Annotated in this window: 12 protein-coding genes; 3 read left to right on the top strand and 9 right to left on the bottom strand. The window is 36.4% G+C overall.

Annotation, left to right across the window (positions count from 1 at the left end; all coding sequences use genetic code 11):
- Positions 1-5,190: Cna B-type domain-containing protein (locus DN392_RS26875; RefSeq protein ID WP_149238153.1), on the bottom strand; the 5,190-nt coding region annotated here is incomplete at its 3' end.
- Positions 5,191-7,033: 1,843 nt separating this feature from the next.
- On the opposite strand from DN392_RS26875, the gene DN392_RS26885 reads away from it, so the two are divergent.
- Positions 7,034-7,408, top strand: a complete 375-nt coding sequence (locus tag DN392_RS26885; RefSeq protein WP_000738217.1) for a hypothetical protein — start codon at positions 7,034-7,036, stop codon at positions 7,406-7,408.
- A gap of 25 nt (positions 7,409-7,433) precedes the next feature.
- On the opposite strand, the gene DN392_RS26890 is transcribed toward DN392_RS26885, so the two are convergent.
- The 5 genes from DN392_RS26890 to DN392_RS26910 all read right to left on the bottom strand — a co-directional run bounded on the left by DN392_RS26890 (position 7,434) and on the right by DN392_RS26910 (position 11,176).
- The gene (locus tag DN392_RS26890; RefSeq protein ID WP_000568887.1) at positions 7,434-8,105 is read right to left on the bottom strand and encodes an ABA4-like family protein; all 672 of its coding nucleotides are present in this window, start codon (positions 8,103-8,105) and stop codon (positions 7,434-7,436) included.
- The gene (locus tag DN392_RS26895) at positions 8,089-8,403 is read right to left on the bottom strand and encodes a hypothetical protein (RefSeq protein ID WP_000133818.1); all 315 of its coding nucleotides are present in this window, start codon (positions 8,401-8,403) and stop codon (positions 8,089-8,091) included. The genes DN392_RS26890 and DN392_RS26895 overlap by 17 nt, the downstream gene beginning before the upstream one ends.
- Positions 8,390-8,917, bottom strand: a complete 528-nt coding sequence (locus DN392_RS26900; protein WP_000391645.1) for an RNA polymerase sigma factor — start codon at positions 8,915-8,917, stop codon at positions 8,390-8,392. Before DN392_RS26900 ends, DN392_RS26895 begins: the two co-directional genes overlap by 14 nt.
- A 151-nt stretch (positions 8,918-9,068) precedes the next feature.
- Entirely contained in the window at positions 9,069-10,739 is a 1,671-nt protein-coding gene (argS, locus tag DN392_RS26905) for an arginine--tRNA ligase (RefSeq protein ID WP_001086442.1), read from the bottom strand.
- Positions 10,739-11,176: a YwiB family protein gene (locus tag DN392_RS26910; protein WP_000414868.1), complete on the bottom strand. Its 438-nt coding sequence runs from the start codon at positions 11,174-11,176 to the stop codon at positions 10,739-10,741. Before DN392_RS26910 ends, argS begins: the two co-directional genes overlap by 1 nt.
- Before the next feature lie 202 nt (positions 11,177-11,378).
- Between DN392_RS26910 and DN392_RS26915 the strand changes: the two genes are divergently transcribed.
- Positions 11,379-12,365 carry a S66 family peptidase gene (locus DN392_RS26915; RefSeq protein WP_000938058.1) on the top strand — a complete coding sequence of 329 codons (987 nt, stop codon included), beginning with the start codon at positions 11,379-11,381 and terminating at the stop codon, positions 12,363-12,365.
- Positions 12,366-12,390: 25 nt separating this feature from the next.
- On the opposite strand, the gene DN392_RS26920 is transcribed toward DN392_RS26915, so the two are convergent.
- A complete protein-coding gene (locus DN392_RS26920) occupies positions 12,391-12,753 on the bottom strand; it encodes a YxeA family protein (protein WP_000779928.1) in 363 nt (120 codons plus the stop codon).
- Between the two features lie 234 nt (positions 12,754-12,987).
- Here DN392_RS26920 and DN392_RS26925 point away from each other — a divergent pair, with 234 nt between their 5' ends.
- The gene (locus DN392_RS26925; protein ID WP_000996323.1) at positions 12,988-14,025 is read left to right on the top strand and encodes a PTS sugar transporter subunit IIC; all 1,038 of its coding nucleotides are present in this window, start codon (positions 12,988-12,990) and stop codon (positions 14,023-14,025) included.
- A gap of 332 nt (positions 14,026-14,357) precedes the next feature.
- On the opposite strand, the gene speB is transcribed toward DN392_RS26925, so the two are convergent.
- Positions 14,358-15,230, bottom strand: coding sequence for an agmatinase (speB, locus tag DN392_RS26930; protein ID WP_001209823.1), 873 nt, complete (start codon positions 15,228-15,230; stop codon positions 14,358-14,360).
- Positions 15,231-15,448: 218 nt separating this feature from the next.
- Positions 15,449-16,276, bottom strand: coding sequence for a polyamine aminopropyltransferase (speE, locus tag DN392_RS26935; RefSeq protein ID WP_000424696.1), 828 nt, complete (start codon positions 16,274-16,276; stop codon positions 15,449-15,451).
- Positions 16,277-16,386: the final 110 nt, after the last annotated feature.

Below are 16,386 nucleotides of genomic sequence, written 5' to 3' on the forward strand. Positions count from 1 at the left end.
TACTTTGGATTCATATCCTGGTACTGCCTGTTCTTTCACTTCATACTTGTACGCTGCTCCGTTTGCATCGTATGCTTGGAGTTTTTCAAACGTATACTTCCAGTTTGTTGCCGCCGTTGCTTCTTTTGTATCTACTACTTTACCGTTTTGTAGTAAGTCTACTTTAATCGAGCTTGGACGATCTGTTGCATTGTTATCGTTCCACGTTTTTGTTCCTTCTACTTTCGTTTCGCCTACTTTTGTATTCGTGATGTCATAACCTTTTACTTTGGATTCATATCCAGCTACTGGCTGTTCTTTCACTCCATACTTATATGCCTTACCTTCTGCATCGTAAGCTTGGAGCTTTTCAAACGTGTACTTCCAGTTTGTTTCTGCTGTTACTTCTTTTGTATCTACTACTTTACCATTTTGTAAAAGGTCTACTTTGATCATTGTCGGACGATCTGTTGCGTTATTATCGTTCCATGTCTTCGTTCCTTCTACTTTTGTTTCGCCTACTTTCGTATTTGTGATGTCATAACCGTGTACGTCAGATCCGTATCCCGTTACCGGCTGTTCCTTCACTTCATACTTGTACGCTACTCCATTTTCATCATATGCTTCTAAATCCGTGAATGCATATTTCCAGTTTGTTGCCGCTGTTACTTCTTTTGTATCTACTACTTTACCGTTTTGTAGTAAGTCTACTTTAATCGAATTTGGACGATCTGTTGCATTGTTATCGTTCCACGTTTTTGTTCCTTCTACTTTTGTTTCGCCTACTTTTGTATTCGTGATGTCATAACCTTTTACTTCGGATTTGTATCCGTCTACCGGTTGTTCCTTCACTTCATACTTGTACGCTACTCCATTTTCATCATATGCTTCTAAATCCGTGAATGCATATTTCCAGTTTGTTGCCGCTGTTACTTCTTTTGTATCTACTACTTTACCATTTTGTAAAAGGTCTACTTTAATCGAGCTTGGACGATCTGTTGCTTGGTTATCGTTCCACGTTTTTGTTCCTTCTACTGTCAATTTCGCTACTTTTGTATTCGTGATATCAGTACCACTTACTTTGGATTCATATCCTGCTACCGGTTGTTCCTTCACTTCATACTTGTATGCCACTCCATTTTCATCGTATGCTTGGAGCTTTTCAAACGTATACTTCCAGTTTGTTTCTGCTGTTACTTCTTTTGTATCTACTACTTTACCATTTTGTAAAAGGTCTACTTTGATCATTGTTGGACGATCTGTTGCGTTATCGTCTTTCCATGTTTTCGTTCCTTCTACTTTTGTTTCGCCTACTTTTGTATTTGTGATGTCAGTACCATTTACTTTGGATTCATATCCAGCCACCGCTTGTTCCTTCACTTCATACTTATACGCTACTCCATTTTCATCATACGCTGCTAAATCTTTGAATTCGTATTTCCAGTCTGTTGCTTTGTTTACCTCTTGCGTCGCAATCACTGTACCATTTTGTAAAAGGTCTACTTTAATCATTTCCGGACGATCTTTCGCGTTATCGTCTTTCCATGTCTTTGTTCCTTCTACTTTTGTTTGACCTACTTTTGTATTTGTGATATCAGTACCACTTACTTTAGATTCATATCCTGGTACTGGCTGTTCTTTCACTTCATACTTGTATGCCACTCCGTTTGCATCGTATGCTTGGAGCTTTTCAAATGTGTACTTCCATTCTGTTGCCGCTGTTACTTCTTTTGTATCTACTACTTTACCGTTTTGTAAAAGGTCTACTTTAATCATTTCCGGACGATCTTTCGCGCTATCATCTTTCCATGTTTTCGTTCCTTCTACTTTTGTTTCGCCTACTTTTGTATTTGTGATATCAGTACCACTTACTTTGGATTCATATCCTGCTACCGGTTGTTCCTTCACTTCATACTTGTACGCTACTCCATTTGCATCATATGCTGCTAAATCTTTAAATTCATATTTCCAACCTGTTGCTTTGCTTACCTCTTGCGTCGCAATCACTGTACCATTTTGTAAAAGGTCTACTTTAATCATTTCCGGACGATCTGTTGCGTTATCATCTTTCCATGTCTTCGTTCCTTCTACTTTTGTTTGACCTACTTTTGTATTTGTGATATCAGTACCACTTACTTTGGATTCATATCCTGGTACTGGCTGTTCTTTCACTTCATACTTGTATGCCACTCCGTTTGCATCGTATGCTTGGAGCTTTTCAAATGTGTACTTCCATTCTGTTGCCGCTGTTACTTCTTTTGTATCTACTACTTTACCGTTTTGTAAAAGATCTACTTTGATCATTTCCGGACGATCTTTCGCATTATCGTCTTTCCATGTTTTCGTTCCTTCTACTTTTGTTTCGCCTACTTTTGTATTTGTGATATCAGTACCACTTACTTTGGATTCATATCCTGCTACCGGTTGTTCCTTCACTTCATACTTGTACGCTACTCCATTTGCATCATATGCTGCTAAATCTTTAAATTCATATTTCCAACCTGTTGCTTTGCTTACCTCTTGCGTCGCAATCACTGTACCATTTTGTAAAAGGTCTACTTTAATCATTTCCGGACGATCTGTTGCGTTATCATCTTTCCATGTCTTCGTTCCTTCTACTTTTGTTTGACCTACTTTTGTATTTGTGATATCAGTACCACTTACTTTGGATTCATATCCTGGTACTGGCTGTTCTTTCACTGTATACTCGTAAGCCTTTCCTTCCGCATCATATGCTTCTAGATCTGAGAATATATATTTCCAACCCATTACTGCTAGTACGTCGTGTGTTTGAATCACATTCCCGTTTTGTAGTAAGTCTACTTTGATCATCGTCGGACGGTCTGTTGCATTTCCGTCTTTCCATGTCTTCGTTCCTTCTACTTTTGTTTTGCCTACTTTTGTATTTGTGATATCAGTACCACTTACTTTGGATTCATATCCTGGTACTGCTTGTTCTTTCACTTCATACTTGTACGCTGCTCCGTTTGCATCGTATGCCTGAAGTTTTTCAAACGTATACTTCCAATTTGCTGCCGCTGTTACTTCTTTTGTATCTACTACTTTACCGCTTTGTAAAAGATCTACTTTGATCATTTCCGGACGATCTTTCGCGTTATCGTCTTTCCATGTTTTCGTTCCTTCTACTTTTGTTTCGCCTACTTTTGTATTTGTGATATCATAACCATTGACTTTGGATTCGTATCCATCTACCGGTTGTTCTTTCACTTCATACTTGTATGCTTTTCCATTTGCATCGAACGCTACTAAATCTTTAAATTCATACTTCCAGCCTGTTTCTTTGCTGACTTCTTGTGTCGCAATCACTGTACCGTTTTGTAGTAAGTCTACTTTGATGGCTTTATGCTCTTCCTCTGTGCCACCTTTCCACGTCTTCGTTCCTGCAACTGATGTCTTGCCTACCTTTGTATTCGTGATATCATAACCATTGACTTTGGATTCGTATCCGTCTACTGCTTGTTCTTTCACTTCATACTTATATGCTTTTCCGTCTGCATTGGTTATCGCCAAATCTTTAAATTCATATTTCCAACCTGTTGCTTCGCTTACTTCTTGCGTCGCAATCACTGTACCGCTTTGTAGTAAGTCTACCTTAATCATCGTTGGACGACCTTCCGCATTTCCGTCCTTCCATGTTTTCGTTCCTTCTACTTTGGTTTTTTGTACCACTTTTGTATTTGTAATATCATAACCGTTTACTTCTGTTGTGTATCCATCTATCGGTTGTTCTTTTACTCCATACTTGTACGCTACTCCATTTGCATCATACGTTGCTAGGTTGTCGAATTTGTATTTCCAACCATCTGCCGCTGTTACTTCTTTCGTGTCTACTACTTTCTCATTTTGTAGTAATTCTACTTTGATTGAACTTGGACGATCTTTCTCGTTATCGTTTTTCCACGTCTTCGTTCCTGCAATAGATGTAGTTTTCACCTTATTCGAAATTGGCAACTTAACTCCATTTACAGCATCTGATTTAACTTCAAAAATTACTTTTGCTTGAGGATCGAAATCAACATAGTCTGGAGCTGAAACTTCTTTCACATAATATTTACCTGGTTGTAAATTAGGGATTTCAATTATCCCTTTTTCATCTGTTTTATATACATCTCCAACTTGTTCATCAGGCTCTTTATACAACTTAAACGAAACATTTGGGATTACTTTTTCTTCATCCCCTTCAATATGCTTCACAATTTTTAGTGTTCCTTTTGGAGTCACGTTACCTTCAGCACCACCGCCAGCTGTCATATTTTCGACTGGATGAGTACCCGATTCATTAACTGGTTCCTTGTTTAGAACTTGGTAATCAATCGTATAATCATTCTTAAAAAACTCTTGCTTCTTCCCAGCTTCCGTTATAGTAGATGTATAACCAATCGAAAAGGAGGCAAGACGCGCTTTATCCTTATTAAGCACAACTTTAAATGATTTGTCTCCAGTAAAGGTAATCGTTCCGTAACCTTGCTTTTCAAGCTCTTGTAGCGTTAAAGATCGACGACCTATATAATCATCTACAATTATATAGAAACTATCCTTATTAAGTGTTTGACCTTCCTGTAAATTATCAGTCACAACAATATCACGACTTAACTCTTCTTTAGCCAAGTTTATATTCAAGAACCAACGTACTTCATCGCTCTTACCTGAGTTCATATCACCAGTTTTATAAAAAAATGGTGGCTTTCCAGGATCTGTACCCCCACCACTGCTTGGGCCGGTAATTGTTACAGATTGCTTATCTACATTTGTACCGAAATTGGTTTCAATCTCTTTCTTTTCATCCGTTCCTACATTAGCAGCTTCCACAAAAAAGTTTAAATACCCTTTAATATTTTGATGTGTACTCACTTTATCATTAAATGTACATACCACAGTACCTGCAGTGACTTTACAAGTACCATAATCATCTAATAGAAACTCTGTATTTAATCCTTTTAATTCTGGAGGCAGTGTTAATGTTAGTGTGTCTCCAGACTTCAGCTTAAGACTATCTTTTTCACTGAAGTTTATAGTTACTTTAGTCCGTTGTCCGATAGAAAGATCTGTTTTATCAATCTTAAAACTATCCACAAGTCCTAATGTATTTAATTCTTGTGCGTTTGCTACTATAGGTAAAAGACTCTGACCTATAGTAAACATGAAAATCATTATAATCGAAAAAATAGAAGTTATTCTCTTTAAATACATACTTTATGTTAGCCTCCTCATAATTTAAAATATAAATAGTTTCTGGTACAAACATGTTATGATGAAAATTCTATTATCCAACTATTTCACCTACGTATTTTTAATAGCTATTATGATTTCTCTTCCCCCCTTCACTACTACTTAACAACTTGAAACTTGATTTTTTATAAGTGTATCTAACATTTTCGACACGCCTACAATTATGTACTTTTGACCTATATTTTTTAATAGGAACATAGATAAACTTTGACAAAAAAGTTTAAATAATAAATACATATAGGCGACAGATACTGGAATACATTTAAAATCAGGAAAAAATGATTTAAAATGCATTCCAGACGAAACTCATGACAACCATTCTTCTTTTTGTGCCTTAGGGATTATAAAATGATTATTCTATGTGTAAAAGATTTTAGTGCGGGCAAATATAGACTAACTACTTCACAGCAAATATGCATCCTATCAACTTCCATACTTATCATTCTGAAAAATAACGAAAATTACGGATTATAGTCGCACTCAGCATACCAGCAAAAAAGCTTATAAATGTGGAACGAGTTAAAATACTCATATTTTACAGGATATCATTAGAAGATAAGCTTTCTGTCATCATAAGTACGGCTGACAATGTCCATGTATTAAAACATTTGATATTTAGTTAAATACCGAAATAAATTGATGCAAAAAACATTTTAACATCAGCGCTATATGATTAAAATATTACGGACGAAGTATTATTTGTCTATGAAGATAAAAGAAATATTCTCCAAATCTGAATAAAGTGAAACAAGTTTGGGGGTAACTAAAAACTATTGTGATTTTCAACTGATTTCATGTGAATTTTGCAGAAATACGGGAATCAGTCTTTTCATTTTTGGAGTATATAAATGGGTGTCGAGAAAAAGGGTTTCTCCTGATGGATCTGATTCTAGAGCTATGTCAAAAAATTAAAATAAACCTACATATCATCTATCCGCTAAAAATTTTTAATTTCTTTACGAATAATAAAATATTTATATATACTTATATACGTTTATGTATTAATATATATATATATAAATGATGTTAAATCAAAAATAAGAGTTGTATATCTCCTCATTATTTTTATCGAATCTAAAAAATCAAGTTGATTAGCACCAAATCCTTGACTCCTTAAATAAGAAGTTTTGAGGATTACCTACTCAGTTGTTAGATAGATTATAATTTTAAGTACACTTACCTTGATTGTAATAACATGATTTAAAGCAATTACAACATTCCCTATTAGCATTTCATCAATAAATAATACAGACATGCCTTTTTTCGTAATTCCCCCAAAAAACAACAAATTTTTTCCATAGTCTATTATTCTAGAATTGTTACCAAAAATCAATAGTTAATTGTTGCTCCCCATTTTTACTTCATTATTATAAGGCATCTTTAGGTTAACCAATTATCCTATTTTACATATCATATTCTGGCTAAGGTTGACCACCCTCATATAATTCTCCTTAATTTACACAACATTATATGTTTAGGTTTTTCAGAAAAAGCCACCTTTCTTTTAAAAGTGATAACATCTATATCCTCATTAAAAATATACAAATAATTCAGGTTGCACTTTTCTATTTCTCAATACAAATTAATTTTTTTAAAAAAACAGATATAAAGCCTTTATCCGTCTTCTTTTGTCAGTCCAAAAGAAAAAAACAATTAGTTATAACAAAAATCACCTACTTTAAAGTGGTGATTTTTTATTGAGAAAATACATATATGCATAAAAGCATATTTTCTCCTACTCCTTATCGTATAAAATATTAACTGTAACAAAAGTGATTACAACTAATAAGGAGGCTTCTTTACTATGAAAAAAATGATTTTAGCCGGTGCGTTAACTTTAGCAGGAATTACTGGTGCTACCGCGTTTATTCCTGAAACAAAGGCGGCTGCCGCTACTCAAGAACAAAGCTTTACAAAATTTTATTCTTTGCAAACTGGAAGTAGTTCTGAACAAGAACCTGTTTTCCTTCAAAAAGGACAGGAACTAACAATTCAACCTAACAGCAAAACTCCTAGTTACAGTGTTTATGACTCAAATCATAAACTTATTGGACGTTATTCTGATGGTTACGGCCGAATTTTCACTGCAAAAACAGATGGAAATATGTATGTTCAATTTCATGCACCTTTCGTTTACTATAGTCCTGTTAGCTTTTCCGTTACGTATACAATCCAATAAAATAAAGGGCCTTTCTCAAGGCCCTTTATTTTATTTCCCAATTCACTTTTACAAAACCATCTTTCACCAATACACCACTTATATTAAATACATACTTTTCATTTGCCTTTAATGTAGCTTTGAAAGTACCTTTTTTCGATTCACAGATCTCTTTTAACTCTCTTATACCTTCTCCTTGTCTTTCATACAAGCTAAAGCATAAATTCCCACGTTTTGCATCTGTCTCATAAGAAAATGTTACTTCTGTATCTTTCGCATACTCTAGTTCAATATCTTTCCCAGCAATATCCCATGATAAGAATTTTGCCTCGTAGCTGGTCTCCCCTTTCTTCTCATTTTCTAAATATATATCACCAGCTCTCCACATATCATCTAACGTTTGAACGAAAGCAAAGCCGCTCAGTAATACAAACATCGTACTTGCAAATATGACAACTAATGTTATCTTTTGTTTTTTCATAGCCTTCATCGTATGTTCTCCTTCTATTTTCTTGTTACTTCTTCGTATCATATATAACAAAACTCCAATAAAAAATGGTAATACAATCGCTATAACACTCCACCACTTACTTATCCCACGCGTTTTCGCATCTGTATACACCCATGATGCTACACATACTAAAAGTGCTATAAAAGTTAAAAGCATTGTAATCCCAGCTATCTCAAATACTACAAATGGCTTAGCGAACTCTATCATGTAATTTATACTCCTTCTTTAAAAATGACTGTATGACAACATATATAGGAACGTATAGATGCATCATAATCACACTTGCTATCAACATAGGGACTTTATGATTCAAATGAGTGACAAACTGCTCCATAACAATTGTTAATAAAATAATCCAAATCGCATGAATACAAATAACCCATCTTTTCTCTAATTTTCGAGCATTTCGTACGCTCTGTTTCGTATTATTTATCAGCTCTTCGCTTGGAATCATGTCTTCAGCTAAGCTGCTCCTTATCTTCTGATCAAACTTATCTTCCGTCATAAACGAACCCCTCCAAATGTTCCCGCATTTGCTTCTTCGCATAATTAAGGCGGTATTTCACCGTACCAATCGGTATATTTAATATTTCGCTCATTTCTTTATAAGAGTATTGTTCATAATAGTAGAGTACGAGCACGGTTTTATATTTTTCATTCAATAGCTGTATAACTTCCCGTATCATTTCCGCTTCCACTTTTTGAATAAATTCTTCTGATATATTCACTTCATCTGCGAAATCGATTTCTCCACCATCCTCTTTATGAAACAAATCCAATACGCGATCTTTCCACCTTTTCTTCTTACGATAAAAGTCATAAAACGCACGAACACAAATTGTAGTAATCCATTTTTTATAATTTTCCACGCAAGAAAGCTGGTGCCGAGAGGAAAAAACTTTTATCCAAGTCTCTTGAAAAATATCTTCTGCATCTTCTTTCGTTTTCGCTAATTTATAGCATAAGGAATATATTTGCTGCTTATATATATCAATTAATTCTTCTACCTTTTCTTCCATCGGAAACCTCCTGTCATTTATATAAGACGACGCAAATTCTCCTTTTGTTTGATAAAATTTTATTTTTTTATTATCTCCATACAAAAAGGCAATCACAACATCGTGTGATTGCCTTTTACTGAAAGCGAAAAATCGGCTTCGCTTTTCTTAATTACATTTTTTCTGGTGCAGATACTCCTACGATTGCTAATGCATTTTGAAGTGTAGTGCGTACTGCTTTCATTAACTCATAGCGAGCTTTACTTAATTCTAAGTTATCTTGGTTTAATACTTTTTCTGCATTATAGAAGCTGTGTAATGCTGCTGCTAATTCAAATGCATAGCTTGTAATGCGGTGTGGCAGACGTTTTTGTGCTGCATCCGCAACTACAGCTGGGAATTCACCAAGTTTTTTCAGTAACTCTACTTCTTTCTCCGAAGTAACAAGCTTGTAATTCACGTCTCCGCCTGCAGCTAGTCCTAACTCTTCACCTTGACGAAGGATACTGCATACGCGAGCATGAGCATACTGTGCATAGTATACTGGGTTTTCATTAGATTTTGATACAGCTAAGTCCATATCGAAGTCTAAATGAGAATCACCGCTACGCATTGCGAAGAAGTAACGCATTGCGTCCACGCCTACTTCTTCCATAAGCTCACGAAGTGTAACTGCTTTACCTGTACGCTTACTCATCTTCATTTTTTCACCATTTTGGTACAGTTGTACCATTTGGATGATTTCTACTTCAAGTGTTTCTTTATCGTAACCTAGCGCTTGAATAGCAGCTTTCATACGAGGAATGTAACCGTGGTGATCAGCACCCCAAATGTTGATTAACTTATCGAAACCACGCTCTAATTTATCACGATGGTAAGCGATATCTGGCGTTAAGTATGTGTAAGAACCGTCGTTTTTAATTAATACACGGTTTTTGTCGTCACCGTAAGTCATAGAACGGAACCAAGTTGCACCGCCTTCTTCAAAGATCTCGTCACGCTCTTTTAATACTGCAAGTGCAGCATCGATTTTTCCGTTTTTGTATAATGATGTTTCTGAGAACCATACATCAAACTTAACACGGAAGCTTTCTAAGTCTTTTTGAAGTTTTGCTAACTCATATTTTAAACCGTATGAACGATAGAACTCATAGCTTTCTTCAGCATCAGCTTTTGCATAACGATCGCCAAACTCTTCAGCTAAACGCTTACCGATTCCAATGATGTCCGCACCATGGTATCCGTCTTCTGGCATTTCTTTCTCTAGACCTAAAGCTTGCATGTAACGAGCTTCAACAGAAAGAGCTAAGTTATGAATTTGGTTACCAGCGTCATTAATGTAGTACTCACGAGATACATCGTATCCTGCTTTTGCTAATACGTTACATAAAGTGTCACCCACTGCCGCACCACGTGCATGTCCTAAGTGAAGGTCACCTGTTGGGTTCGCAGATACGAACTCAATTTGTACTTTTTCACCTTTACCAGTATTCGTTTCACCGTAAGCTTCGCCAGCGTTAACGATTGTTGGGATTAAGTCTGTTAAGTAGCTATTATCCATGTAGAAGTTAATGAAACCAGGTCCTGCGATTTCAATTTTTTCAATAGAAGCTTTTGCTTTATCGAAGTTTGCAACTAATTCTTCTGCAATCATACGAGGTGCTTTTTTCGCAACGCGTGCAAGTTGCATTGCCATATTTGTAGAGAAGTCACCATTTGTTTTATCTTTTGGAGATTCTAATACAACGTTTGGAATCTGTTCTTCTGTCGCTAATTCTGCCTTTAATACAGCAGCTTGAATTTCTTCTTTAATTAATCCTTTTACTTGTTCTAAAGAATTCATTATTTTGCCTCCTTCAAATTAAGTGTAATTGTATATCTGCCAGCTTCTTGTTCACTTAGAAGCAATGCGTACGTTAAGAAAAGTTGTCCTTTTTTCTTTTCATCCGACCATTTAAAAAGAACATTATCAGTTTTCGTTTGCAATGCAAACGTACCAAGTTCACTCGTATACGTACCAGTTGTCCATTCACCTTTCACATGCGTTTGACGCATTGAAACAGCACCTGAACGCATAATGAGAACTTGTTCATCTTGAATTTTAATAATTGTTTTCACTTCGCCCTGTTCGTTCGGCTCTTGGAATGTTACATATGTACCTTGACCTTTTACATAGTATTGACCATTTGCTTCAAAAGCAACGGTTTCCTTCCTCGCCCCTTCACGGATTTCTGTTACGAAATGAACGTGTACCGGCAAGCCTGCAAGTTGTTTCTCCACGTCTTGCACACCCTTCACATGTTATAGATATTAAATAATGTATATAATAAATCACTTTTCCTATCATATCAAAAAAAACCTCTGTCTGTCTGCTGAAAAATCAGGAAAACTCCTTTTCAAAAGATAATTCACCTTCACCTTATTTCATATGATAAAATATTTTTTAAATCTAAATATTCTTTCATTTAAAGAGGTGAGTTATGTGCTACCAACAAAATTGAAAAAAGGTGATGAAATTAGAGTTATTTCACCCTCTTGTAGTTTAAGTATTGTCTCAAATACGAACCAAGAGCTTGCTACGAAAAGATTAACCGATATGGGCTTTCAAGTTACATTCTCAACATATGCTGATGAGATAGATCGCTTTGCTTCCTCTTCTATTTCTTCACGTGTTCAAGATCTTCATGAAGCATTTAGAGACCCTAATGTAAAAGCCATTTTGACAACACTTGGCGGATACAACTCTAATGGTTTATTGAAACATCTCGATTATAATTTAATTCGAGAAAACTCGAAATTTTTCTGTGGCTATTCTGATATTACCGCTTTAAATAATGCAATTCACACAAAAACAGGACTTATTACATATTCAGGACCCCATTTCTCTTCATTTGGAATGGAGAAAGGTCTCGAATATACGACTGATTACTTTTTACAATGCTTAACTTCTAATAAGCCTATTGAAGTCCTGTCATCTGAAACGTGGAGCGATGATTCTTGGTATATAGATCAGGAAAATCGAGAATTCATTACAAATGAAGGTTATATTTCGATTCATGAAGGCGAAGCAACTGGAGAGATTATCGGTGGTAATATGAGTACATTGAATTTACTACAAGGTACACCATATATGCCAAACTTACAGGGGAAAATATTATTTCTTGAGGAGGATAGTTTAACTGGAAAAGCTACCCTTAACACTTTTGATCGTTATTTACATTCTCTTATGCAGCAACCTGACTTTGAACATGTAAAAGGCATCGTTATAGGAAAGATGCAAAAAGGTGCAGAATGTACGATAGAAGACATTCAAGAAATGATTGCTTCAAAGCCTGAACTTACACATATCCCTATCATTGCAAACGCAAGTTTCGGGCATACAACCCCGATTTTCACTTTCCCAATTGGTGGACGTGCAAAAATCATTTCTAATAAAGAGAATTCAGCTATCACCATTTTAACGCACTAAAAAAGGAGCGAACGATTCGCTCCTTTTACGGTTTTTCTATTTTTTCCAACGCTTTTTGCGGAATTGATTCTTTTGGGATTTCAGCCCATCCTTTTCCTTGCATACCTTTTGCATAAATTTTTATAAACGCCCCCGTATGCAATTCACGGTTCATCATTCTTTTCACAACTTGTAACTTTCCGTCTTCTGTATACCCTTTAAATGTATACAAGTATTCACCGTCTTTTTTCTCACCTTTATTTATAACCGCATAATAATCTTGTATTTCTTTATTTGAAAAGAAGTTGTCTACAAAAGCATGCACACCTTCTGTTTTCGTGTTTAAATAGTACGCTGTTCCACCTAAAATAATGGCGAATACAGCTAAAACTTTAATTACCAATTTCATACATGCGCCTCCTGTTTGCACTTCTTTCTCACTAATCTTATTTCTATACCTGTATTATACGGAAAAAGGCATACTATACTCTATTGAAAAGTCTTACACTTTCCTTACATTATTGTAAGGGTTTTTCAACTTATAGCAATTTCCCAATAAAAAATTTTTCCGTTTCATGAACTTTTATATTATTATTGAATGATACAAATTTTTATTACAAAAATCAAAGGAGACAGTTTTCAAATGGCTATCTTGCAAGGTTTAGCACTATTACTTGTTGTACTTTGTCTATTTACACTTTTTAGTTACCGTGCTCCTTATGGAATGAAAGCAATGGGTGCTTTAGCTAATGCAGCAATCGCAAGTTTTCTTATTGAAGCATTTCACCGTTATATCGGTGGAGAGATGTTTCATAATGACTTTTTACAATCAGTAGGAGAAGCTTCTGGTAGTATGAGCGGTGTCGCAGCGGCAATTTTAGTCGCACTAGCAATCGGTGTTTCACCCGTATATGCTGTTTTAATCGGTATCGCTACTAGCGGATTCGGTATTTTACCAGGATTTTTCGCTGGATACGTTTGCGCTTTCGTCGTGAAATTTCTCGAAAAGAAATTACCGGCTGGTGTAGAGTTTTTAGCAATTTTATTTATTGCCGCACCAATCTCACGCGGAATGGCCATGCTTATGGATCCGCTCGTGAACGCAACGCTCGGTAAAATCGGTTCTATGATTTCAGTTGCAACTACAGAAAGTCCTATCATTATGGGTATTATGCTTGGTGGATTAATAACAGTTATTTCTACCTCTCCATTAAGTTCTATGGCACTAACTGCAATGCTAGGATTAACAGGTTTACCAATGGCAATTGGTAGTCTTGCCGTAGCAGCCTCAGCCCCAATGAACTTTATTTTCTTTAAACGACTAAAAATTTGTTCAAAAAAAGACACAATCGCTGTAGCAATCGAGCCTTTAACACAAGCCGATGTTGTTTCAGCAAATCCAATTCCAATTTATGCGACAAACTTCGTTGGCGGTGCCCTTGCTGGTATTATTACATCTCTGTTCCAGCTCGTTAATAATGCGCCAGGAACAGCATCACCAATCCCAGGACTTCTTGTCTTATTCGGATTTAATGACGTTGTAAAAGTAACAATTGCTGCTGTATTATGTGGAATCGTTACCACGATTGTTGGATACATCGGATCAATCGTGTTCCGTAAATATCCAATTCGTTCTGCTGATGAAATTCGCGGCATTACTTCGGAAGAGAAGGTTGCATAAGAAAAAGAGCTATTCTCATCGTTTGAGAATAGCTCTTTTTTATCCAGCTACAGCGGCTAGAATCTCCGGCCATTTCACACTCTCGGTCGAAGCCAAAGGTGCTTCTCGGTCGGGCGTTCCAATGACCTGCGATTCTGAGCGAGCTGCCTCCGCTTTTATTCTATCCAGTTACGCCTTCTAGACCCTTGCGTCTAAGCAGTCGGCTTCACTTTTATTTTATCTAGCTGCATCGGCTAGAATGATCGGTGGCTTCGCTTCTTCCTTCGAGGCAAAAAACGCCTCTATGTCTGAAGCTCCATCCCCCTCACATTCTGAGCGAGCCGATTCCGCTTTTACTTTACCCAACCGAGCAGCATTTCCCGCACGAATTTGCTTGCTGCGACTGGTGTTTGATCACTATGGTCGTAGACAGGAGCTACTTCTACTAAGTCTGCTCCAACTACATTTATATTTGAATTTGCAATTGCCACGATGGAATCTAATAATTCTTTAGATGTGATACCTCCAGCTTCTAACGTTCCTGTTCCTGGAGCGTGAGCTGGGTCTAATACGTCAATGTCGATTGTGACATAAACTGGGCGTCCTGCAAGTTTCGGTAATACTTCTTTTAACGGTTCTAATACGTCAAATTTATATAAGTTCATACCTACTTCTTTTGCCCATTCGAATTCTTCCTTCATTCCAGAACGAATACCGAAAGAATATACGTTTTCCGGACCAATTAAATCGCACACTTTACGAATAGGTGTAGAGTGGGATAAAGGCTCCCCTTCATACGATTCACGTAAATCAGTATGAGCATCCATATGGATGATTGCTAAATCCGGATATTTTTTTGCCATTGCCTTAAAAATTGGCCAAGACACTAAGTGCTCACCGCCGAGACCTAGTGGAAACTTATCGGCATCTAAAAGTTTTGATACATACTCTTCAATCATGTCTATGCTACGCTGTGGATTTCCAAATGGTAATGGAATATCACCCGCATCAAAATATTTTACCTCTTCTAGTTCACGATCTAAATATGGGCTATATTCTTCAAGACCGATTGACACTTCACGAATACGTGCAGGGCCAAAACGAGAACCTGGACGGTAGCTTACTGTCCAATCCATTGGCATCCCGTAAATAACTGCCTCTGACTCTTCAAAACTTGGATGACTTTTAATAAATACTTTACCTGAATAAGCTTCATCAAAACGCATACTCTTTTCCTCCTTGTGTGGAACTTAAGGTATCCCAACCTTTCATTATTTCTCAAATTTGGAGCGAGCTGCTCCTCTTTCTCGATTTACCTGTGCCTTCTTTTTCTTACAAGAAGACTACTTCATTTGTAGCAGTGTAAGTAACTAGCATGTTCAAGCCCTCTAGACAAACACCTTAAATGAGTAACTTACACTTTATTTATTTCAATTTAACGCTCTTACTTAATTAAATCGCCAACAAATTTCGGTAATGCGAATGCTGCATTGTGTAATTCTTTTGTGTAGTATTTCGTTTCGATTTCGTGGAAACGCTCTTCACTCACTTCTAATGGATCATGTTTTTTAGATCCAATTGTGAACGTCCAAAGACCACTTGGGTAAGTTGGAATGTTCGCTGTGTATAAACGAGTAATTGGGAAGATCTCCTTTACGTCTTTAAACACAGTTGTAATTAGTTCTGGTGTGAACCAAGGGTTGTCCGTTTGTGCAACGAAAATACCATCTTCTTTTAACGCTTTAGAGATTCCAGCGTAGAAGCCTTTTGTAAATAGATTTACTGCTGGTCCTACTGGCTCAGTAGAATCTACCATAATTACGTCATATTCATTTTCGCTTTCTGCAATGTGTAGGAAACCATCTCCTACTTTTACTTCTACACGCTCATTATCTAGTGCGCCTGCAATTGATGGTAAGTATTGTTTAGAGTACTCAATTACTTTTCCATCGATTTCAACAAGAGTTGCTTTCTTTACGCTTGGGTGTTTTAACACTTCACGAATAACACCGCCATCGCCACCACCTACAACTAATACGTTTTCAGGGTTTGGATGTGTAAATAAAGGTACGTGCGCTACCATTTCATGATAAACGAACTCATCTTTTTCTGTTGTCATAACCATGCCATCTAAAATAAGCATGTTTCCGAACTCTTCCGTTTCAACCATATCAAGTTTTTGGAATTCTGTTTGCTCCGTATGTAATGTGCGGTTAATACGCGCCGTAATCCCAAAATGTTTTGTTTGTTTTTCAGTGAACCATAGTTCCATCGTACAATCACGCCTTTCAATGCAAATTTATAATAGGGACATCATTAATGTCCCCTAACAAAAATAAAACAAAACATCCAAAAAGTATAGTTAAAAGTACAAAAATACCG

The organism is Bacillus sp. BB51/4 (assembly GCF_008368845.1).
Lineage (GTDB): Bacteria > Bacillota > Bacilli > Bacillales > Bacillaceae_G > Bacillus_A > Bacillus_A wiedmannii.